This is a genomic window from Corynebacterium tuberculostearicum (assembly GCF_022347385.1).
GTDB lineage: Bacteria > Actinomycetota > Actinomycetes > Mycobacteriales > Mycobacteriaceae > Corynebacterium > Corynebacterium tuberculostearicum_M.
Genome location: NZ_JAKRDT010000001.1, coordinates 101,721 through 119,001, shown reverse-complemented (window position 1 = coordinate 119,001; position 17,281 = coordinate 101,721). Strand labels below are relative to the sequence as shown.

The following is a 17,281-nucleotide window of genomic DNA, read 5'->3' as shown; positions in this document are numbered from 1 at the left end:
ATTTAAGGGACCACCTTGGGAATAGGAATCTGGAGGGATGTCCCCTTTACTATAACCCTAGAAGGAATATGCGCTGCAGTGTAGGCATGAAAAAGCGCTAAATAATTTTCCAAATTCCGCTTATAACCCAGAATCCGTCCGCCACACCGCCGGGGCACCAAGCCCCATCTCCGTAAAACCGATTTCCGCACTGCCCACCCACGAGGCTGCCGGCGGCAAGCAGTCTGCTACCAAGGAAGCCACTGCGGCCAGCGGCTGCGTGGCCTCTCCATTTACGATGAGCCGCCACACCGGAATTCCTTGTGGCCACTGGCCGAATCTGAAGCGATATTCCTGCGCTAGCGGGCTGCTTTCAGTGCACTCCTCCGCTACCAGGAGAGCGAAAATGCTTAGCGGCTCAAAGCCCCGTGCCCGCAGCGTCTCTGGCAAAGCTTCGATGCTATTCTCCCACTCCTGGGTTACTAGGAGTACCGAGAGGTCAGCGCTCACCTCCATTAGCCTTCACCCTGTGTGCTGGCTTCTTGTTCCAACTGCGCGATGAAGGCCTTGTCGTCCTTATCGAGCTCAGCCGCCTCCAAAAGTTCGGGACGACGTTGCCACGTGCGCAGCAAAGCCTGTTCCCTCCGCCATGTGTCTACCAAACCGTGGTTTCCCGAGGTGAGCACGTCCGGCACGGCTAGGCCACGCCACTCTCGCGGCTTGGTATAGCTCGGGCCTTCCAAGAGACCATCAGAAAAAGAATCTTCCTCATGAGAGCGCTTATTTCCCAGCACACCGGGGATGAGTCGCACCACAGCCTCAGCAATCACCAACGTTGCCACTTCCCCACCGATCAGCACATAATCGCCGATGGAAACCTCGCGCACACGGTAGCGCCGAGCGGCGTCATCCACCACGCGCTGATCGATGCCCTCATAACGCCCGCAGGCAAAAACAATGTGCTCCTCATTGGACCACGCCCGCGCATCTGCTTGGCTAAACGGTTTTCCCGTCGGCGTCGGCACGATAAGCAGTGGAAGGTCGCTATCCTCATCGGCCGTGGCATCAACCGCATAGGCTTGTGCCTCTACCCCTTCTAATTCATCGTGGCGCGGACGGTTTAGGTGTGGCAACGCAGACTCTAGATTGGGCGCACTTTCCCGCGCGGCGACGCTATCGAGCGCCGGCCCCCAAACTTCTGGCTTCATAACCATGCCGGGGCCACCACCGAACGGCGAGTCATCGACAGACTTATGCGCATCCGTAGCCCACTGCCGCAAATCGTGCACACCTACTTCAAGGCGACCTTGTTCGATGGCCTTCCCCAAAAGCGCATGCCGTAACGGGTCGAGGTACTCCGGAAAGATGGTGATGACGTCAAGCCTCATAGGTCAAGCAATCCTTCCGGCGGATCGATGGTGCACGTTCCGGCCTCAAGGTTCACCTCAGGAACAATGGCATGCACGAAGGGAATGAGCGCCTCCTTGTTGTTGTCGAGTTTTACCTCCAACAAATCCTGGCTTCCGCCGTGGATGACCGATGTGACCTCACCGATCTCCTCGCCTTCCAGAAGTACGCGGAGCCCTTCCAGCTCATGGTCATAAAAGCCATCATCATCACTGTCGAGCGGAGCGGCAAAGAACTTGGTACCGCGTAGGCTATCCGCCACTGTTCGGTCTTTGATCTCTTCAAAGGTAACGAGCAGCCTTCCCTTATGGCTCCGGACCGCCTTGATAGTTAGTGTGTGCTCCTTCTTGCCCTGCGTGCCATGAAGAACTTCCCCTACCGCAAAGCGCACCTCCGGTTCATCCGTAGTGGCTTCTACTACGACTTCACCTTTCACGCCGTGCGATTTAATCACGCGACCAATCATCAATTCCATAGCGGAAAGTCTACAACACAGACCTCTTTGCCCTTGTCAGTCACGAATTTTGGCGCTGTGGAAAGCAAACCCAGAATTTGAGTCTCATTGTCGTTAAAGTGGGTTCATGAGCGATCTACCCACCAACTCCCCGGACACGTTTGGCGCAGCTTCTCATTCAGGCGAGGATTCCGTAATGTCCGCACTAAACCTGCTGGACATCGCGCCTGATACCGATCCGCACCGCCCGCGCCCAGGCGTACAGCGCGTCTTGAGCGCCGATGGTGCCAACCTCATTCTCTTTAGCTTTGCACCTGGACAGTCCCTGCCCGACCATAAGGCCGCACATCCCATCACCGTGCAGGCGCTGCGCGGTGAGCTTGACTTCAGCTACGGCAGTGAAACCATCACGCTCACCCCCGGCTCTATCGTGCACCTTCCTGCATATGAAGTGCATAAGGTCGAGGCTACAAGCGAGAGCGGCAACCCTTCTACCCCCGCAATTTTGCTACTCACCATGCTAACCAAATAATTTATACAAGCATAAGTTTTGGTGATAAAATGAGTTTTATGGAAACGCACAATAAGCCCTACCATCATGGAAACCTCCACGATGAGCTGCTCCGTATCGCTGTTCAACTAGGCAAAAGAAGCGGCCCCGAAGCAATTACCGTTCGTGCGGTAACCCGCGAAGCAGGAGTGTCCCCTACCTCCGCATACCGCCACTTCAAGGACCAAGAAGAACTGCACGACAAGGTCGCCGAACTTGCCACCGATGAGTTGGTCCGGCGTTTACACGAGACTACCGAGACTGCAGAGGGCCTAGATTTTCCAGAGCACCTTATGCAAATTGGTTACGCTTACCTCGAGTTTGCCTTGGATGAGACCAATTTCTTCCGCTGCATGCTGGAGTGGAAGGCACTGCGTTTCATGCTTGGCGTCGATCCCAATACGGAAGATGATCCGAAGATGGATCACCTACAGCAGATTCGCGATTTCTTTGCCCTGTTGTCCCGCCACGCCGAAGCACTGGACAATACCACTGAGCCTACGTATTTCCTGCAAAATGCTCTGCTGGCCTGGTCGGCTATTCATGGATTTACCGTGCTTGCCATCAACGGCCCTATGTCGCAGCTTCCACGCGAGCAGATCCTCGAGCTTTTCACTCCGGTTGTTGCAGGCGCCCTGCGCGGCATGGACTTTAAGGATCCCTCTAACGTCTACAGCCGCTATTCCAACTACAAGCCACAGAACTAAGGGCGAACTGGCCTATCCCCGACATGGATGACGCACGTTTCCTAGCGCGTCACTGCCAGTAGCGACCGCGCACGCAGCCCCGTCAAGGACTAGAATGCGCGGTCGCTATCGTGTGCCAGCGTTCTTCCCTCCAAACTATAAAAGCCCCGCTACTACGACCAGTGATCGCAGCGGCGGGGCCCGAAGCTAGAAGCGCTTTGCGCTTAGCAAGGGAGGCAGATTACTCTGCGGATTCCTCGGAAGCTTCCTCAGCCTTCTCCTCGGCCTCAGCGTCAGCTTCGCCGGCGGCAGCAGCGGCAGCCTCTGCAGCAGCAGCTTCCTCAGCAGCCTTCTTCTCAGCCTCTTCCTTGGCCTTCTTCTTCTTTTCGGTGATGGCCTCGATGGTCGGGCCGTTGTTAGCCTCAGCCAGTGCCTCGTTGAAGATCTCCAGCTTGGACTTCTTCTCCTCAGCAACCTTCAGGGTGCCCTCTGCGCCCGGCAGACCCTTGTGCTTCTGCCAGTCACCGGTGACCTTCAGCAGAGCGAGAACCGGCTCGGTTGGCTGTGCGCCAACGGACAGCCAGTGCTGTGCACGCTCGGAATCGATCTGGATGAGGGAAGGCTCTTCCTTCGGGTGGTAGATGCCGATGTTCTCGATGACCTTGCCGTTACGACGGGTGCGGGCATCAGCAATAACAACGCGGTACTCAGCAGCGCGGACCTTGCCCAGGCGCTGCAGCTTGATCTTGACAGCCATGTTGGCTCCTTTACTAGTCACTGGGCAGTACAGACGCGCACTAGGTTGTGCGCCGGTTCAACCCTTGGATTTTATCTGCGCGTGACATACCGGCCGACCGTAGACGGGAACGGTGCTACGCAGAATATTACGTTCTTCAGTTTATCTAGCTCAGAATATCCGAGTAGATAACCTGGGATATTTTAGCGCGAGCAGCTGCATTTTCAAAAATTACTACGCCACGCACGCAGGTTCGTTATGCCTGCGATAGTTAAGCAGAGTACCCTTAAGGGCCGAATATAGACATTTCGTTTCATATGTATGGCGTGCCTTCCGCCCCACCATCCGGGCATAGGCGCACGAAAAGACAGTTTATGACTAAAGAATCACCGCGAAATTTCCGGTACCGCTATGACCTTGATGGTCTGCGCGGTATTGCCATCGGCCTAGTAGTTATCTACCACGTATTCGTCGGACGCGTATCCGGCGGCGTCGACGTATTCCTGCTGCTATCCGGCTACTTCTTCTTGGGCTCCCAGCTGCGCTACGCAAACAAGCCCAACGCCTCCCTGAACCCATGGTGGCCTATCTGGCGAACCTTGCGGCGCCTGGTACCAAGCTTGGTTTTGGTCATCGGCGTGACCTACATTCTGGTGCGCGTTTTCACCCCGCAGCTCATGCGCACCGAGCTCACCCAGCAGATTACAGCCACCATGCTGTACTACCAGAACTGGGAGCTAGCGGAACAAAACGCCGACTACACGGCGGCCGCGGCTGATACCTCACCGCTGCAGCACATGTGGTCCATGGCCGTGCAGGGTCAGTTCTACATCATGGGCATTGCCTTCGCGCTCATCTTGGCTGCCATCATGAAGTTCCGGCCGAAGCAGCAGCCTTTGGGCAAGCGCAGCTTCCCCACGGTCAACCAGATTGCTGGCCCGATCCTCATCGTGGTCACCATCGCCTCCTTCGCCTATGCTTCGCGCCACGGCCTCTACGGAACTCCGGAGAACTACTATTCCACCTGGTCACGCGCTTGGGAGTTGACCTTGGGCGCGGTCTTGGCCATCTACGGTTCCTCCTGGAAGATTCCAGCCCGCCTCTATGACCTCTTTACCGGCCTGGGCCTTCTGATGCTCATCTTTACTGGTGCCATCATCGCGGATACCACTGCGTATCCTGGCCCGCTTTCCCTCTTGCCACTAGGCGGCGCCGTGCTCATTATATTGGGCGGCGGTGGCAAAATTTCCAAGGCCATGGCCTCCAAGCAGGCGCGCTGGCTGGGCGATGTAGCCTACCCGCTCTACCTGTGGCACTGGCCATTGCTCATTTTGTCCACCTCCTACCTGGGTCAAGAAACCCCGTCGTGGTGGTTGGGCGTCATCATTATCGTCATTTCGCTAGTGTTGGCGGACCTCACGCACCGCTTTTTGGAAAAGCCCCTGCGCCAGCATCGCAAGCGCCCCACGGTCGAGGATCTGCCGGTACGTAAGGGCCTTTCGACCTTGCAGAAACCCGCCGGTGCCGCCCGCGGTGTGGGCGGCGTCGTAGTCGCTGCGGCTGTTGTCGGCCTCTTGGCTATCCAGCCACTGTGGATGCGCACCCTTGATGATGCTGATGCGGAGCTTTTGGATCCTGCCCTCTACCCCGGCGCAACGACGTTCATCAACGACATCACCCCGCCGGATAACGTGGAGGTCAAGCCTGATCCGATTCTGGCCGGCGGAATCCAGCCACCAGTAGCGACAAATTGGTGCTTCGTGCCAGATAGCCAGCCTGCTGACTTCTTCTTCGAAACCCGCAAGGATGGAAAGACCCCCTGCATTTTCGGTGACCTCAACGCAGAGAAGGAAGTCTATTTGGTGGGCGGTTCCCACGCGGAGCAGTATTCTGCCCCGCTGGACCGCTTAGGCAAGGAAATGGGCTTTAAGCTGGTACCGCTGCTGCGCCAGGGATGCCCGATTGAATTGGGTGACGATGTCACCGTGACCCCAGAGTGTGCCGAGTGGGGCAAGCTGGTCATGGATCGCATCGAAGAGGCGAACCCGGCCTTGGTTATCTCAAATACCACTCGCCCGCAAAATGAATTTGGCACCGGCCCCGATGCCGTGCCCGCCGGCTACCAGGCATTCTGGGAGGAATTGGCCGAACGCGATATTCCCTTCTTGGGCTTCCGCGATAACCCGTGGGGATTCGACGAAGAAGGCCGTCCACGCGAGTTTGATGAGTGCTACGTCGCTACTGAAGATGCCTACGGCTGCGGCATGCGCTTTGAGCAGGTCTACCAGCCTTATGACCCCGGTGCAGTCGTGCTGTCGAAGTACCAGAATATGCTCTCGATCGATACCGCTCCGTGGTTCTGCGATGCCAATGGTGACTGCCCGGTCATCATCGGCAATACGATGGTCTACCGCGACATGCACCACATCACCAACGCTTTTGCGGAATCAGCAATGCCGATGATTCGCGAGGCCCTAAAGCCCTTCCTCAACGGGGAAAAAGTCCAGCAGGAAGCCCCGGATATTCCACCGGAGCAGGCTGCAGGAGCCGTAGAGCAAGCACCCGCAGCACCTACCAACGCCGGCAAGCAGCATGCCAACCCCGTCCCCTACCCCAACGCTGCACAAGACGATGCCGTCTAGGCCATAGCTCGGTCGTGCACAAGCCCCGAGGGCGAAGGCGCCTCATGCGAAGGCGCGCTGGGGCTTAGGGCGGCGTCGGCAAGCGTATAAGAAGGAGGCTCCCGCAGCAACGCGGAAGCCTCCTTCTTTATGCCTTAAGGCTGGGGAACACTACTTTTTGCCCTTGCCAAAGTCCAGGTTATCGAGGTCGATATTTTCCATTCCCTTTGGCATCTTCGGCATGCCAGGCATACCGCCCGGCATGCCACCGCCGCCGCCCATTTGCTGCTGGAGCTTTTGCAGCTCCTCCATGGACGGCATGCCGCCGCCACCGGGCATTCCTGGCATTCCGCCCATGCCCGGCATACCGCCCGGCATCTTCGGGCCACGGTTGCCACCGCCGCCTTTGCCCTTCTTTCGCTTGCCATTCTTGCCTTTGCGACCCTTGGGCTTCTTCTTGGTAGCGGAGCGACCACCCATGCCGCCCATGCCGAATTGGCCGGCCATCTTGGACATCATTTTCTTAGCCTGGTTGAAGCGCTCAATAAGCTGGTTGACCTCGGAAACGCTGACACCAGAACCATTTGCAATGCGCTTGCGGCGCGAAGCATTGAGAATCTTCGGATCCTCGCGCTCCTGCGGCGTCATACCGCGAATGATCGCCTGGATGCGGTCCAGCTGCTTTTCATCCACCATGGCGGCCATTTCATTCATCTGCTTGCCGCCGGGCATCATCTTCAGCAGGTTGCCGATGGGGCCCATCTTGCGGATCATCAGCATCTGCTCAAGGAAGTCATTGAGCGTCAGCTCGCCAGAGCCCAGCTTAGAGGCTGCCTCCTCAGCTTTCTGGTGGTCCAGGGTTGCTTCAGCCTGCTCGATAAGGGAGAGCAAATCACCCATGCCCAGAATGCGGCTGGACATGCGCTCCGGGTGGAAGACATCGAAATCATCGAGCTTCTCACCGGTAGAGGCGTACATGATGGGCTTGCCGGTGACCTCACGGATGGACAGGGCCGCACCACCGCGGGCGTCACCGTCCAGCTTGGTGAGAACAACGCCGGTAAAGTCCACGCCATCGCGGAAGGCCTCGGCCGTCTGCACGGCATCCTGGCCGATCATGGAGTCGATGACAAAGAGGACTTCGTCCGGGTTGACGGCATCGCGGATATTGCGCGCCTGGGTCATCAGAGTCTCATCTATGCCCAAGCGGCCTGCGGTATCGATGATGACCACATCGTGCTGCTTCTGCTTGGCCTCAGCAATGCCCTGCTTGGCGACGTCCACCGGGTCCCCGTGCGAGGTACCCATTTCATGCTCGTTGGAGTCCAGGGAGGTTCCCGGATCCGGTGCGAAGGTCGGCACCTCAGCGCGCTCGCCGACGATTTGCAGCTGCTGCACCGCGCCTGGACGCTGCAAGTCACAGGCCACCAGCATCGGGGTATGGCCCTGCTTAGCCAGGTGCTTGGCCAACTTACCGGCCAGGGTGGTTTTACCAGCACCCTGCAGGCCGGCAAGCATGATCACCGTCGGCGGGTTCTTAGCCAGGTTCAGGCGGCGAGTTTCGCCACCCAGGATCTCAATGAGCTCCTCATTGACGATCTTGACTACCTGCTGCGCCGGGTTGAGCGCCTCAGAGACTTCCGCGCCACGGGCGCGTTCCTTGATGCGCTTGATAAAGCCACGGACGACGGTCAAAGACACGTCGGCTTCCAGCAGCGCGAGGCGGATCTCGCGAGCGGTGGCATTGATATCAGCCTCGGTCAGTTTGCCCTTACCGCGCAGGCCCGCCAGGGCTGACTGTAGGCGGTCTGATAGTGAGTCAAACACTACGGATGCGCTCCCTTAATTTAGATCGATCTAAAGTTCAACTATTCAATCTTAGTCCCTAGCCAGGGCCCTGGTCACATTCCCCACCACGGTAGCGCGAGAAACCTGCCCGGCGAGGTACACATTGACGATCATTGTCGCGCCCATAACCTCATGGCGCAGCCACACAAAGTCCGGCAGTGCCTCTACCAAGTGGCCTAAAGCGCCGATGCGCTCGACCGTCCGGATGACCAAAATACCGCCCACATCGAATGCCGCGGTGGTCACCTCCCCTGCTATGACCGGCAGCTCCGTATAAGTTCGTGAGTTATAGGACTGGATAAACCTTATCTCCTGCGCTGCTTCCTTTAGGGTCTGCTGCACCGTGCGGATGAAAAACTCCGCCTTATAGGCACCATCGTCCTCGCGAACGATATTCGCTCGCACGATGGTCCACCCCAGCGCCGATAACAAGGCGAAGATGCGCTTTAGCTCCCCTTGAGAGGTACCGCACCACGACACGCTGACTTCTTGGTCTTCCCAATCCACTTTGAGCGCAACGCCTTCGGTAGATAGGGGTACATGCACAGCAGGGCGGTCGAGAACACGCGGTTTGAGCGCCTCGAGTGCCCGCGCAACGATCAGCTTCTGTGCTTGCTCCACTCGCGGTGTCCACACGCCAGGCCCGGTCGATTGGGCATCCGCCTCTGCCAAAACCGCTAACAGGGAAATAGTTAGCTGATCATAATGCGCGGCAGCCAATAAGGTGTCGCGAGCGGCGTCGGAGGCCGGATCCATCGTCGCCGCTAACCGCGCCAAGGTGGTATGTTCTGCCACCAGGGTTTGGGCGCGCGACCTATCGGCGACGCTCAACCGCATACGGGCTGCCTGACGGGTAATCATCTCCGCACCTACTTGGGCATGAGGGAGCCCGTAGCCCTTGCCTATGTCATGGTAAAGCGCGGCCAAAAGCAATAAGTCCGGACGAGCCACCGAGGTACGCATTTCCGCACAGCGGGTAACCGTTGCGATGAGATGATGGTCCACTGCATGGACGTGGCTGCGCTCGCGCGGCAATAAGCCGCGCACATGCCCCCATTCTGGGACTAAGCGTTCCCATAGGCCATAGCGGTCCAAGTCTTGTATGACGCGCGGCGTGCATCGCGGGGAGGACAAAATAGCGAAGAAATCATCCACCGCTGCCCGCGGCCAGCGTGGCGGCAGCTCGGGCAGGTCTTGGAGCTGGTGCCACGTGGACTCGGCGATGATATATCCCGTGCGCGCCGCGGCAGCCGCCACGCGGGTGAGCAGCCACGGGTCCTCGACATTAGGATTGCGCGAAAGGTAAATGCTGCCGCCCTCGGACACCACGTCCACATCGAGCGGGCGTCGCCGGCCCCGGCCGGACACTGAAGCATTACGGCCTAGTACCCCACGGGCGGTTGCAAGGCCGCGCTCCACCGCCTTATTAACCGTGGCCGCAGCGCTGACCAAAGCTGCCGTCAAGGCATAACGACTTTCAAACCCCAAGTCCGCAGCTACATCCGCGGCGAACTCGGGATCCAAGATGTCCCGGTGGCGCCGGGCTGTGACGTGCAGGAGCGTGCGGGCGTCGAGAAGCAGCCGCTGCTCAACGTCCAAATCTGGAAAGTCGCACAGGTTTCCCAAGGCCATCGCGCGCAAGAGCTGAATATCGCGCAGTCCCCCGCGCCCATTTTTCAAGTCCGGGTTCGTCATCGCTGCCACCGCGCCCGAACGTTTCCACCGAGTAATCGCGGTATCCAAGAAATCATCAAAGCCGCGCTGCAGCTGGCGCCGCCAAGCAGCGAGCAATTGCGCCCGCGCCTCATCCACCAGGACCTTGCGCCCAGCGACAAAGGCCAAATCCAACTGGGCAAAGCCGGCAGAGGCATCTTCGGCAGCAATCGCCCCGCACTCTTGTGGGGTACGCAGGGCATAATCCAGGCGGTACTTGGCATCCCACACGGGATACCACAGCTGCTCCACCAGAGTCGGATCTGGCTCGTGGCCTTCCGGATAGATGAGGATGACATCAATATCCGAGTGCGGGGTCATCTCATTGCGCGCAAAGGTTCCGGTGGCAGCGAGCGCTGTTCCAGGTGGAAGCTCGAGACTGCGCAATACACGAAGCGCCGAGGCATGGGCCTCGGCGCGAATCTGTGCGGCGGTATGCATGCGGGCTTAAAGTGCCGCCTCGCCGCGCTCGCCGGTGCGCACACGAATGGCATCTTCAACTGGGGTTACCCACAGCTTGCCGTCGCCGATCTTTCCCGTGTAGGCAGCATCCACGATGGCGTTAATGATGTCTTCGACGTGGTCATCGGCCGCAACAACCTCCAGCTTGACCTTAGGCACGAAGTCAGTGGCGTATTCTGCCCCTCGGTATACCTCGCTGTGCCCACGTTGCTGTCCGAAGCCCTGGCTTTCTGTAACAGTGAGGCCGCGTACTTCCTGCTGCTCCAGAGCCTGGCGGATGTCCGGCAGGGTGAAGGGCTTAACGATGGCCGTGATGAGTTTCATTGTTACTCCTTGCTAACTCTTCGGGGCGGGTCTAGAGGCACCGAATAACGTGCATCCATTCTAGCCCGAGCACAGCAATTGCTGTGCAACTTTTCCACATTGTGAATCCAGGGCGCTGGTGGGCTCAGAAGACCCCACTGTGCAACCAGAAAAGCGGCGAGCTGTTCTGTTCTCCCCGCAGCTACGCACAGGAGCAGAAAAGGCTCGCCGCCAGAAGGAGCTGAAGAAGACTAGATATCGTCTTCCTCTGCTTGCACGGTCTGAACTTCCTTATTGGTGTGCTTGGCGTGCTTGACGTCGGTGACGGTTACGCCATAGATGGAGCGGCCCAGATAAAAGGAACCTACCGAGCCGATGATCCATACACCGAAGCAGGCGATCAGTGCCTGGATGAGCAGCCACAGCGAAAAGCCATCGCGGCCAAAATCTACGACCAATTTGGCCACGATAATCAGCGGTACCGCAAGTCCCACAGTGGGGCCCAGCAGGTTGGCCCGGGTCAAGGCATCGGGCGCTCGCCACAGAGACACCACCGTAGCGACCACCAAGAGCGTAGCGATGATAAGCAGGACCGAGGCGATAATTTCAGAAATGGCCATGGTTTATCGCCTACCCTTCGAAATGATGCGGGCCATCGATAGCGTCGGTAGCACACCGGCGGCAATGGCTCCAAGGAGTGCAATGTAATACGCCATCGGGGCGTTATAGGTCATCGACCACGCCAAATACATGCAGATCATGCCGTAGAAAACGATATCCGAGGTAATGGCGCGGGTGAGCTCATCGCGCGTGCGAAGCGCCAGCAGCACGCCGCACCACGTGGCGACGCCCATGATGAATACGCATACAAATACGACCCAGCCGAACGGGGACAATGTGGCAAAGTCAATCATCGCTCGGTCTCCTTTCTGCGTTGTACGTTGCGGGCGCGGCGCTTTGGCTTTTCGACGTCCGCTTCGCTTTCTGAAAGCGGAGTGTCCTCCGCCCGTGCTAAGTCAGGCGAGCGCATATAACGACCGACGGACTCGAGCGGATACTCGTAGAAAGCCTCATCCAATTCTGTAGTCTCCCCTTGACCCGGGACGCCGTAATCGATGTCCTTAACCCGCGGGGCGAGGCGCTGTTCCATATCAGCAAGATCAGCGACGATTCCCGCCGGGTCAGATCCTTGGACTGCCTGTACTAGCACGATGCGGGGCAGCCCCTTGCGGGGCGGTTCGCGCAAACCGAGTGAGAGCGTGCCCGGGGTTGCGGTAATGGAAGACGTAAACCAGAAGATCTCCCAGGCGCTAGTCACGCGCAGTGGGTAACGAATGATAACTGGGTTATATTCGTTATCCGGTTTGAAGGCCGCCAGTGCCAAGCTAATGCCGGCGACGAAAATCTCCTTGATGAGCCACAATGCATACACAATTGCGTTCATTTAACGGCCCTCCTGGATTTCATCGATAGTGGGAACGGCAATCGGCTCGTCGCCCAAGACGGTTTCAGTATATGCGTTAGTGTCCAAAAGCTGCTCCGCTGCAGCATCCACGACATCGAGGACGATGCCGGAGAAGATGAACATGCACAGCGAACCAAGGATGAGAGCGGCGGATGGGGCCATGAGCTTTTTGCGGATGACCAGTTCATCCGGAACCTTGTCCTCCGGCAGGCCCTTGCCCCAGAAGACCTTGCGCCACACGCGCAGCATGGCCAAGAAGGCAGCGAAGGAAGCGATGATGATGGCCGCGATAGCAATCCAGGCCCAAGCACCGCCCACGCGGGCAATCTCGAAAACAATCATCAGTTTGCCCCACATTCCCGAGAACGGTGGGAAGCCCACGACGGAGAATGCACCGGCAGCGAAAATCCACGCGATAATGGGGTCGCGGCGAGCAAGGCCGGAAAGCTTGCTGAGCAAGCCTGTGCCGTAGGTTTCCTCAATGGCACCAGAGGCCAAAATCAGCGAACCAACGGTCAGCATGTGGTGAATCGTGTACATGATGCCAGCTGCCAGTGCGCGACGTGGGTCATCAGAGGCAAACGCAAGCATGACCAAAATGAATGGCATGCCGTTGAGCATCTGGTAGCCGAGGACGCGGCGGATGGAATTTTCCGCTAGGCCGCCAAAGGCGCCGATCATCATGGAGATAATCATGATGACGATGATCAGCACATTCCAGCGCTGCTCCAGATCGAATAGCTGCACGTAGAGGCGGTAGAGCATGTAGACGGCTACTTTGGTGTGCAGGCCGGAAAACAGGCCCATCACCGCGGCGGAGGTTCCTGGGTAGGTGCGTGGCAGCCACGACTGCACGGGGAACACGCCGGCCTTGGCGGTAATCGCAATGAGGATCAAGCCTGCCGCCACGGTCACCGGCCCGTTGCCTGCCGCTGCGCCCTTCAGCGCGCCTAGGTTGACCGCACCGGTAACCGAATACATATAACCCACGCCAACAACCAACAAGGTGGAGGCGAAAAGGTTAACCAAGACAAAGGCACGGCCGGCTGCCAAGCGCGACCACGTACCAGACATGGTGATAAGGCCGTAGGACGGCAGAAGCATGACCTCAATGAAGACGAAGAAGTTAAAGAGGTCGGCGGTCAGCAATGCACCGCACACACCGGTGATCAAAATCAAGGTGAGCGATGGATAGTAGCGAGACTTAGTCTCCCCACCCACAATGGCAAACCAGTTGGCACCAAACGCGACGATCATCGTAGTAATGATCATCAACGCGGAGAAGGCATCCGCCGCAAACGGGATACCCACATTGCCTTGGTAGAGACCAACAGTATGGGCTACTACCCCATTGTTCATGGTGTAGATGAGCAGGCCCAGGCCGGCGAAAATTCCAACACCCGGGATGATAAGCATGATGGAATCGCGTACCGCACGCCACGGTGCCAGCAGTGCGAAGGCCGCTGCAATCAGCGGGACCGCTGGAAATAGCGGAAGGAGTTGAGCTACAGCATCAGCCATTATTTGTCATCCTCCTTCTGTTCAGTTACCCCGCGTTCTGCAACGGGAGTGTTGTGGTCCACCTGACCAATTCGGTCAAGCTGATTGGTGGATTCCTCCAAAATTTGGCGATTTTGGGCGTCGCGTCCCAAGGTCGAAAAGGCATGGTCGATGGTGTTGTCATCAACTGGTTCCACCACATCGGTGTCGTCGTTCTTGCCCATGGCCGCCATCGTCAACAAGATGGTCGAGGTTGCCATGGAAATAACAACGGCGGTCAGCACGAAGGCCTGCGGCAGCGGGTCGGCCATCTGATCGTGCGGAACCTGGGATGGGAAGGACTCTCCGCGGTAGGAATACACGCCCGTAGCCAGCAGCATCAGGTTGGCACCGTGGCCAAAGGCCATCATGCCCAGCACGATGCGTACCAAGCCGCGCTGCTGAATGAGATAGACAGCACTGCCGATGAGCAAAGCAATAGTCAATGCAAGGATCATTACTTCTCCCCTCCCCGGATAGCCGCGGAGCGCTTACTCTTCCTCTTCGTCTTTGCTTCCGAAGGCGTCAGCAAGGCCAACGGATCGGTCGAAGGGTTGATCGGGTCTGGGTACGGATCGTCGACGTCTTCAAGCGAAATGCGTGGAGTCGTCGGCAGCGCGGAACCATCATCATGAACCCATGGCAAGAAGTCACGCTCCGTGCCTGGGCGCAGGTAGCCACCCAACGCGTTAATCGCCATGGTCAACATACCTAGCACCGCTAGGTAGATGCCCAAGTCGAAGATGAGCGAGGTGGTCCAGTGTTGGCCAAAGGCTTCGGCATGGATTGCAGCCAAGAAGCCACCATTGCCAATGCCGTGGTGCAAGTAACCTACAAAGCCGGCGATCAAGGCGGTGATGATGCCGATACCGGTCAGGTGAATCGGAGTCATGCGGCCGAAAACAATTTCATCGGAGCCACGGGACAGATAGATAAGCCCGATTGCCGCGCCCATGATCAGCGCTGCGGGGAAGCCGCCGCCGGAGGCATTGTGCCCGCGGAAGAAAACGATGACGGACATAATGACCAACAGCGGGATAACCACGTGCACGCCCTTGCGCAATGGCACGGAGTTCAGCTGGGACTGGCCAAACGGCGCTGGGCGTGTACCCGACTTGAACGGGAATCGCGGCAACGTCGTGGTGATGGCTGCAATAACCACCGCAGCCATGCCCAGTACGGAAAGCTCGCCCAAGGTATCGAGTGCACGGAACTCCACGATGATAGTAGCGACAACGTTGTCGCCGCCGGTGATGTCCGGAGCATTGTCCAGGTACCACATGGCCAAATCGGAGCGCTCGTGTCGACCCATGAGTCCCCACACACCTAGGAACGCAGCCACGCCGGCCAAGACCGCAATGACGATGGAGCCGGTCTTGCGGGATTTGTTCTTCACCGGATGGAAGGTTTCTGGCAGGTAGCGCAGCACCATCATCATGACGATGACGGACAGGGCCTCCACCATAAACTGGGTCAGCGCCACGTCAGGTGCGCCCAGCAGGAACATCTGCAGGGTCACGCCCGAGCCGGCAATGCCAATCATGATGGCACCGGTCAAACGATTCTGGGTGCGAACCAGTCCAAACATCGCCAGGGCGATGATGCCCAGTGGCAGCAGGTCCCATGGGTTATCCAGACCATCCACCCGTGGTTGCAGCGCTACCCCGTCGACGCCATCGCGGATGAGGGTGGTGGCAGCCAGCACGATGATCAAAATGACAATCGGCAGCATGTGGCGGGATGGATTATGCGAGTCGGACATCTTGCCTAGGACGCGCCCCAACTGGGAGCAGCCCTTCATCAAGGAGTACAGCAAATCATTGCCGCTGCGCGGCATGAACTCGTGGGCTTCAAAGCTTGCCCACATCTTCTTGCGGGCAAAGATACCGGCAATACCGAGGATGAGGACCACTAGCGAGATAAGGAAAGGAACGTTGAGCCCGTGCCAGAGGGCAAGGTGCGAATGATGCTCCAATCCCACGGCAGCCACTGCATCATCGATCGGGGCATCAAAGAGCCCGAGCACAAATACCAGCGGCAGAGACATAAAGCCCGGCAAAGCTGCAGGTAGCCACAGCGACACTGGTGCTTCATGGACATCTCCCATGTCGCGAGGTCCGTCAAAGAAGGCGCCGAAGACAATCTTTGCGGAGTAAGTAAAGGTGAAGAACGCACCGATACCGGCAACGATCAGAAGGATTACCTGGCCCGCGCCGCCAATCGGGGCGTCTTCAAACGCGGTAAGCATTCCTTCCTTGGACACAAAGCCCAAAAGCGGTGGCACCGCAGCCATCGAGGCTGCACCGATTACTACGGAACCGAAGGTCCACGGCATCTTATTCCACAGCGGTCCAAGGCGGCGAATATCGCGCGACCCGGCCTCGTGGTCGATGACGCCAATGAGCATAAACAGCGAGGACTTAAACAGCGCGTGCGCCAGAGTATGGACCAGCGCTGCGGCGATAGCGAACGGGGTGCCCACACCGATGGTGGCAACAATCCAGCCCAGATGGGAGACGGTGGAATAGGCCGTAAGCTTCTTCAGATCCGTCTTCTGCACTGCAAATACCGCGGACATCACCGCGGTGCCCATGCCTACGACGATGAGCAACCAATTCCACACCGCCACATCGTGGAAGATGGTGGAAAAACGAATAAGCAGGTACACACCGGCCTTGACCACCGCTGCCGCGTGAAGGAAAGCCGATACCGGCGTGGCGGCGGCCATAGCCTCTGGCAACCAGAAATGGAATGGGAACTGCGCCGCCTTAGTAAAGGCGGACGCCGCAATCAACACGGCTACGGCTGCCGTTACCCCTGGGCGTTCCGTCCATACAGGGGACGCCAAGATCTCAGAAACGGTAGTCGTTCCGGTCACCGTCGCGGCGATACCCAAGCCGGTCAGCAGGGTCAATCCACCAATAAAGGTCAGGATCAGTGTGCGCTGCGAACCAGCCTCGCCGCCTGAACCGGAGCGAGCAATCAACATAAACGAAGCCAAGGAGACTAGCTCCCAAGCAAGGAACAAAACCACCACGTCGTTGGCCAGAACCAGCAACAAGATGGACAGCGTGAACGCTGTCATCAAGGTATAAAAGCTGGTGTTGCCCTCATTCTTGGGCAGATAGGCCGCCGAATAAGTGAAAACGACGGCGCCAATGACCAGCGCCAACATAGCGAAGAAGATGCTCAACGCGTCCCCGCGGAGAGCAAAACTTACGTCGACGCCTGGTGCGATGAAATCACGCACCCAAGTGGCGTGGAAACTTAATTCCTCCCCGGCTGCAATGGCAGGAAATTCCTTGGCGATGAGGACCGCTGCAATAAGAAAAAGGCCAGCTAGTGGATAGCCTGCCTTTCGGTCAATAACCTTTACGGTTACCGGTGCCAAGATCACTGCCAGCGCCGCGAGGAGGACTGCATAAAGTAGCGTCACGAAATACTTGCCTCACGAACCTTGGTCTAGGTTTAATGCGAATTTCGCATTAAATACAGCCCTTTCAGGCTACCATTCCCGC

16 protein-coding genes are annotated in these 17,281 nt (G+C 58.0%); 3 read left to right on the top strand and 13 right to left on the bottom strand.

The window, feature by feature from the left end; all coding sequences use genetic code 11:
- Positions 1-120: 120 nt before the first annotated feature.
- Genes MHK00_RS00555 through rimM form a run of 3 tightly spaced genes read right to left on the bottom strand, consistent with a single transcriptional unit; the run spans position 121 to position 1,861 of the window.
- Positions 121-495, bottom strand: a complete 375-nt coding sequence (locus MHK00_RS00555) for a hypothetical protein (protein ID WP_250408294.1) — start codon at positions 493-495, stop codon at positions 121-123.
- Complete coding sequence (gene trmD, locus MHK00_RS00550) at positions 495-1,367, bottom strand: tRNA (guanosine(37)-N1)-methyltransferase TrmD (protein WP_250410025.1); 873 nt, start codon at positions 1,365-1,367, stop codon at positions 495-497. Before trmD ends, MHK00_RS00555 begins: the two co-directional genes overlap by 1 nt.
- Positions 1,364-1,861 carry a ribosome maturation factor RimM gene (gene rimM, locus MHK00_RS00545; RefSeq protein ID WP_250410024.1) on the bottom strand — a complete coding sequence of 166 codons (498 nt, stop codon included), beginning with the start codon at positions 1,859-1,861 and terminating at the stop codon, positions 1,364-1,366. Before rimM ends, trmD begins: the two co-directional genes overlap by 4 nt.
- 106 nt (positions 1,862-1,967) lie before the next feature.
- Between rimM and MHK00_RS00540 the strand changes: the two genes are divergently transcribed.
- Both MHK00_RS00540 and MHK00_RS00535 read left to right on the top strand, forming a co-directional pair.
- Positions 1,968-2,372: a cupin domain-containing protein gene (locus MHK00_RS00540; RefSeq protein ID WP_084771662.1), complete on the top strand. Its 405-nt coding sequence runs from the start codon at positions 1,968-1,970 to the stop codon at positions 2,370-2,372.
- 38 nt (positions 2,373-2,410) lie between these two features.
- Entirely contained in the window at positions 2,411-3,097 is a 687-nt protein-coding gene (locus MHK00_RS00535) for a TetR/AcrR family transcriptional regulator (protein WP_250410023.1), read from the top strand.
- A gap of 220 nt (positions 3,098-3,317) precedes the next feature.
- Here the strand turns inward: MHK00_RS00535 and rpsP are convergent, their stop codons facing one another.
- A complete protein-coding gene (rpsP, locus tag MHK00_RS00530; protein ID WP_005325261.1) occupies positions 3,318-3,833 on the bottom strand; it encodes a 30S ribosomal protein S16 in 516 nt (171 codons plus the stop codon).
- Between the two features lie 353 nt (positions 3,834-4,186).
- On the opposite strand from rpsP, the gene MHK00_RS00525 reads away from it, so the two are divergent.
- Entirely contained in the window at positions 4,187-6,454 is a 2,268-nt protein-coding gene (locus tag MHK00_RS00525) for an acyltransferase family protein (protein ID WP_250410022.1), read from the top strand.
- Between the two features lie 150 nt (positions 6,455-6,604).
- Here the strand turns inward: MHK00_RS00525 and ffh are convergent, their stop codons facing one another.
- The 9 genes from ffh to MHK00_RS00480 all read right to left on the bottom strand — a co-directional run bounded on the left by ffh (position 6,605) and on the right by MHK00_RS00480 (position 17,199).
- Complete coding sequence (ffh, locus tag MHK00_RS00520) at positions 6,605-8,260, bottom strand: signal recognition particle protein (protein WP_250410021.1); 1,656 nt, start codon at positions 8,258-8,260, stop codon at positions 6,605-6,607.
- Positions 8,261-8,311: 51 nt separating this feature from the next.
- A complete protein-coding gene (locus MHK00_RS00515) occupies positions 8,312-10,435 on the bottom strand; it encodes a [protein-PII] uridylyltransferase (protein ID WP_250410020.1) in 2,124 nt (707 codons plus the stop codon).
- A 6-nt stretch (positions 10,436-10,441) separates the two neighbouring features.
- Positions 10,442-10,780 carry a P-II family nitrogen regulator gene (locus MHK00_RS00510; protein ID WP_250410019.1) on the bottom strand — a complete coding sequence of 113 codons (339 nt, stop codon included), beginning with the start codon at positions 10,778-10,780 and terminating at the stop codon, positions 10,442-10,444.
- Positions 10,781-11,010: 230 nt separating this feature from the next.
- Complete coding sequence (locus MHK00_RS00505; protein WP_005325266.1) at positions 11,011-11,379, bottom strand: Na+/H+ antiporter subunit G; 369 nt, start codon at positions 11,377-11,379, stop codon at positions 11,011-11,013.
- A 3-nt stretch (positions 11,380-11,382) separates the two neighbouring features.
- A complete protein-coding gene (locus MHK00_RS00500) occupies positions 11,383-11,673 on the bottom strand; it encodes a cation:proton antiporter (RefSeq protein ID WP_250410018.1) in 291 nt (96 codons plus the stop codon).
- Positions 11,670-12,203, bottom strand: coding sequence for a monovalent cation/H+ antiporter subunit E (locus MHK00_RS00495; protein ID WP_005325271.1), 534 nt, complete (start codon positions 12,201-12,203; stop codon positions 11,670-11,672). Before MHK00_RS00495 ends, MHK00_RS00500 begins: the two co-directional genes overlap by 4 nt.
- The gene (locus MHK00_RS00490) at positions 12,204-13,745 is read right to left on the bottom strand and encodes a monovalent cation/H+ antiporter subunit D family protein (protein WP_250410017.1); all 1,542 of its coding nucleotides are present in this window, start codon (positions 13,743-13,745) and stop codon (positions 12,204-12,206) included.
- Entirely contained in the window at positions 13,745-14,221 is a 477-nt protein-coding gene (locus MHK00_RS00485) for a sodium:proton antiporter (RefSeq protein WP_250410016.1), read from the bottom strand. Before MHK00_RS00485 ends, MHK00_RS00490 begins: the two co-directional genes overlap by 1 nt.
- Positions 14,221-17,199, bottom strand: a complete 2,979-nt coding sequence (locus tag MHK00_RS00480) for a DUF4040 family protein (RefSeq protein ID WP_250410015.1) — start codon at positions 17,197-17,199, stop codon at positions 14,221-14,223. Before MHK00_RS00480 ends, MHK00_RS00485 begins: the two co-directional genes overlap by 1 nt.
- Positions 17,200-17,281 lie beyond the last annotated feature (82 nt).

Bases quoted from the DNA above. Each gene is read 5' to 3' on its own strand.
- MHK00_RS00555 (WP_250408294.1), bottom strand. From the start codon at position 495: ATGGAGGTGAGCGCTGACCTCTCGGTACTCCTAGTAACCCAGGAGTGG.
- trmD (WP_250410025.1), bottom strand. From the start codon at position 1,367: ATGAGGCTTGACGTCATCACCATCTTTCCGGAGTACCTCGACCCGTTA.
- rimM (WP_250410024.1), bottom strand. From the start codon at position 1,861: ATGGAATTGATGATTGGTCGCGTGATTAAATCGCACGGCGTGAAAGGT.
- MHK00_RS00540 (WP_084771662.1), top strand. From the start codon at position 1,968: ATGAGCGATCTACCCACCAACTCCCCGGACACGTTTGGCGCAGCTTCT.
- MHK00_RS00535 (WP_250410023.1), top strand. From the start codon at position 2,411: ATGGAAACGCACAATAAGCCCTACCATCATGGAAACCTCCACGATGAG.
- rpsP (WP_005325261.1), bottom strand. From the start codon at position 3,833: ATGGCTGTCAAGATCAAGCTGCAGCGCCTGGGCAAGGTCCGCGCTGCT.
- MHK00_RS00525 (WP_250410022.1), top strand. From the start codon at position 4,187: ATGACTAAAGAATCACCGCGAAATTTCCGGTACCGCTATGACCTTGAT.
- MHK00_RS00515 (WP_250410020.1), bottom strand. From the start codon at position 10,435: ATGCATACCGCCGCACAGATTCGCGCCGAGGCCCATGCCTCGGCGCTT.
- MHK00_RS00510 (WP_250410019.1), bottom strand. From the start codon at position 10,780: ATGAAACTCATCACGGCCATCGTTAAGCCCTTCACCCTGCCGGACATC.
- MHK00_RS00505 (WP_005325266.1), bottom strand. From the start codon at position 11,379: ATGGCCATTTCTGAAATTATCGCCTCGGTCCTGCTTATCATCGCTACG.
- MHK00_RS00500 (WP_250410018.1), bottom strand. From the start codon at position 11,673: ATGATTGACTTTGCCACATTGTCCCCGTTCGGCTGGGTCGTATTTGTA.
- MHK00_RS00495 (WP_005325271.1), bottom strand. From the start codon at position 12,203: ATGAACGCAATTGTGTATGCATTGTGGCTCATCAAGGAGATTTTCGTC.
- MHK00_RS00490 (WP_250410017.1), bottom strand. From the start codon at position 13,745: ATGGCTGATGCTGTAGCTCAACTCCTTCCGCTATTTCCAGCGGTCCCG.
- MHK00_RS00485 (WP_250410016.1), bottom strand. From the start codon at position 14,221: ATGATCCTTGCATTGACTATTGCTTTGCTCATCGGCAGTGCTGTCTAT.